The 3,454-nt window shown below is 45.0% G+C and carries 2 protein-coding genes and 1 pseudogene; all 3 read right to left on the minus strand.

Translation table 11 applies throughout. The features are described from left to right. On the minus strand, positions 1 to 570 hold a 570-nt coding region (locus MHN79_RS20670), incomplete at its 3' end, for a PoNe immunity protein domain-containing protein (RefSeq protein ID WP_239174863.1). Continuing rightward, positions 567 to 1,904, minus strand: coding sequence for a hypothetical protein (locus tag MHN79_RS20675; protein ID WP_239174865.1), 1,338 nt, complete (start codon positions 1,902 to 1,904; stop codon positions 567 to 569). The genes MHN79_RS20670 and MHN79_RS20675, both read right to left, overlap by 4 nt. Before the next feature lie 318 nt (positions 1,905 to 2,222). Further along, positions 2,223 to 3,454, minus strand: a pseudogene (tssI, locus tag MHN79_RS20680) (type VI secretion system tip protein TssI/VgrG); the annotation flags it as partial.

Here is a 3,454-nt window from a genome sequence, read left to right on the forward strand (position 1 = left end):
TTTTTTGCTTGGTTCGAGCGGCCCTGTTTTTATCGCATTGTACAAATGCTGATAGCTTTTAGGGAAGACTAATGCCTCTTCCGTGTTGTCAGGAATGCCGTGAACATTAAGCAAGCGGAACAACTGCGCCATACAGGCTTCACCACTGACTTCTGGAGACGTACCATACATACGCGTGATGGTTGATAGATACTCTGTTTTGCCCGTTAGCGCGACAAAACTTAAGCACCATAATAAGAACTGGAAAGAGTCAGGTTCCCAAAACAAGTAGGATTTATGGGGAAAATCATTCTTGTGTCTTTCTAATGCTTTTAATGCAACCTCGGTGAGCTCCAATACGCTTTCCATCGATTGTCCACCAGAGTAACTCAATATAGCATGTTCAAAGCAATTGAGTGTTATACTCCAGCTTATCCTAGATCGATTTGTAAGACTTTTGGTTGGATCTTTCATCTTTTCAAAACGAGGGGTCTTATCTTTACAGAAATAATTATTGACTTCCTCATATACACTTAACTCAAGTAATGGGTCTCGTCTAGATTGGGTAAATTTCATTTCATTTGTATTCACATAGCCACCTTTTCGAGAGCTTTTGCATGCTCATCTAATTTTGTAATGTTAACCACTTTTCCTGAATCATCAACTATCATCAACCAACGCTCAAAACCCATGTCTAAGACATCTTCTGCTCCTTCAAGTCCTAGCTCATCAATTAAACGTGGCTCAATCCACCCATCACTCATCTGTTTCGCAGATTTATAGCCTTTGCTGCCTTTCGTTGTACTTAACATGGTATCTTTCGCGATACCATCACCATCAATGTATTTTCCAGCTTCTGTTCGGTATTTGGTTTCGGTGACAACATAAGGCGGTGGCGGATTGGAATTTTGGTAAATTCCGTCAATACCACGTCCACGAGGTTTGTCTGTCATTTTCCGAACTTGTCTATCTTCGGGCAACAAGTTGATAAAGCCGCGCTCTTTCATATGCTGATCGCTTATAATCTCACCATATATCCCTTTTTGTGAGGTTTTCATCGTGCGTATTATATGTGGGTCTATCTCAGCAACACTATCATCAAGTCTATGGATGGATTTCGTATCCGCCAACGCCTTGTGAGGCTGTTCCAGCGCCTTAATTTGTTTTTTTAACGCCAGTTCAAGATCTTCTAGTTTATAGATCGCTTCCTTGAGTGCGTTAGGCACCATGATATCTGCCTGCACGCGAACATATTGCATGCTTTTAAGCGCAGCTTCCATCCATTCAATGACGTCGTTGGGGGCGATAGCCTTTAGTTTTGTCATCAACCCTTTAAATGTCCCTATAACTTCATCGAATAGAGTCATTAGCATTGGGGCTGATAAGCTACTTTTTATGTTGCCGATGCTATCAACGACATCTTTTAACACGGATGAAACACTTAGATTACCCAACAGCTTTTGCACCTTGGGATCGAGTAAAAACGTATTAATGGGTTTTAAAGCCTTACCTAACGCTTTTGTCATATCCCCTGCCGATTTACGGGCGAAAAGGAATATGATTTTCACCACTCCTTTTACCGCAGAGCCGAGTGTCGGTATACATCCTATCAGTGTGAGAACAAGCGCAATCCAAGCCCAGCTATCTTCTGGGTCATCGTGTATTTTGTTACAGTTCGCAACCAAGTCTCGACAGTCTAACACTTGGTCAACAATGGGGATAAGTCCCAGCAAGGCATTGGCTGCAATTTGCCCCGCAGACATGTCTTCATTGAAGTCACCTTGCAATGCTTCCCAAATCCATTCAAGACTTGCTGAGGCGGCATCAGAAATTTGTTGAGCTTTTTCTTTAATGAAGTACTCAGCATTGCCTACTGCTTGTTCCAAGTTGTCGTAGAGCGCTTGGAAAATATCATTACCTAACATTGAGTCGCTTCCTTACAGCTTATCGATATTATTTAGAAGATTGGAAATCGGTTCTCTCGTAAGATCTTGATAGGTGTCTTCTGGTTCATAATAAATATCGACATAGCCGTCCGCAGGCTTGTCTAACCGCGCATATCCATCAGAGTCGAGAGTGCCAGTCACCTTTGAGCCATCTGAAAAGACAGCACGGTAGGGCACGTTGGGAATTGGGCTAAGTTCGCTATTTTGATAGAAAAACTCTAAGAACCGCTCCTCATTAGGTTTTTGCTTTCCAATAAAAGAAGGCTTAGCCGTATTTTGAGAGCCTGCTGCGCTAGGGTTGACTTTCACCTTAGCGCCTTTGACCGCGATATCAGCGATACCTGATACTGCTATATCTGTCCCGTATAAATGAATTCTTCCATCGTTTTTCAATAATAAGCCTGACGCCCCCACTTGCAGCCGAATCTCGTCGGAGCTTATCACCGCAGTTTGTCCATCGGATTTGACTGACGTGTTGCTTCCTACTCTGACAGTCAAGTGTTGGCCGATAGTTTGGTTATCATTTTCAGACACATCCACCGATCGAGACTGCCATATCTCTTGAGACTGCTCGCCACCGACCGACAATTCGTCATTTTTGCCTATGAGGGTCTTTTGGTTATATTGAATTTTCTTGTGTTGGTCGCTGGCGACTGTCTTAGTCATGTTCTCGTTGTACGACACAGAAACATCACTAATGACCTCTTCAGTGAAGGTTTGCTTAGTGACAGAAGTTTTATGACCGTGGATGTCTTCTTTGCGATCACCAAAGATCTCGTTTTCTTGGTTGCGGCCCACTTTCAGCTCTTCAGTGGGGTATGTAAACCGTTATATACCGCGCCTGTGACAAGCGGCCTATCAGGATCGCCTTCTAAAAACGTCACCACCACTTCATGACCGATACGTGGCAGATACACTGCGCCCCAATTCGGCGCGGCCATAGATTGGCTCACTCGCAGCCAGCATGAGCTGTGCTCATCACTTTGCCCGTAGCGATCCCAGTGAAACTGAACCTTAATTCGCCCAAACTCGTCGGTGTAGATTTCTTCTCCCGCAGGCCCAACCACCACCGCTGTTTGCGGCCCATCTACTACAGGGGCGGCCATTTTCGGCGCGCGATAGGTCACATCACGCGGCAGGCAGACAAACTGATTTTGGTAGGTTGTGGGGGCATCAGCCCCTTCTTCTCCGTGCACGCGAGGGTTGTCACCAGAATGCATCACAGAGAACATGAGGTAATCACGATTGACCGAGGAGCGCGGATGCTTGCTTATCTCAAAACTCACCCCAGATGCTAAGCGCATAATGTTGCTTGAGGCATGAACCTGATCACTATCAACCCTGTATTCTGACATCCATTCCTTGCTGCGCTGGCCGCCAAAATCTGGAGAAGTGTAACGTCCAGGATAATCAAAGCGTTTTAAATCTGTATTCACGCCATCTTGGGCGGCGGTGTTTTGCGGAATTTTCGGGGTGAGGTAATTGTAATCGCCATAGCTGACATCACTGGTGAGGGCGCGATGGATTTG

Source organism: Vibrio sp. Of14-4, assembly GCF_022347625.1.
In the GTDB taxonomy this organism is placed as follows: Bacteria; Pseudomonadota; Gammaproteobacteria; order Enterobacterales; family Vibrionaceae; genus Vibrio; species Vibrio pristinus.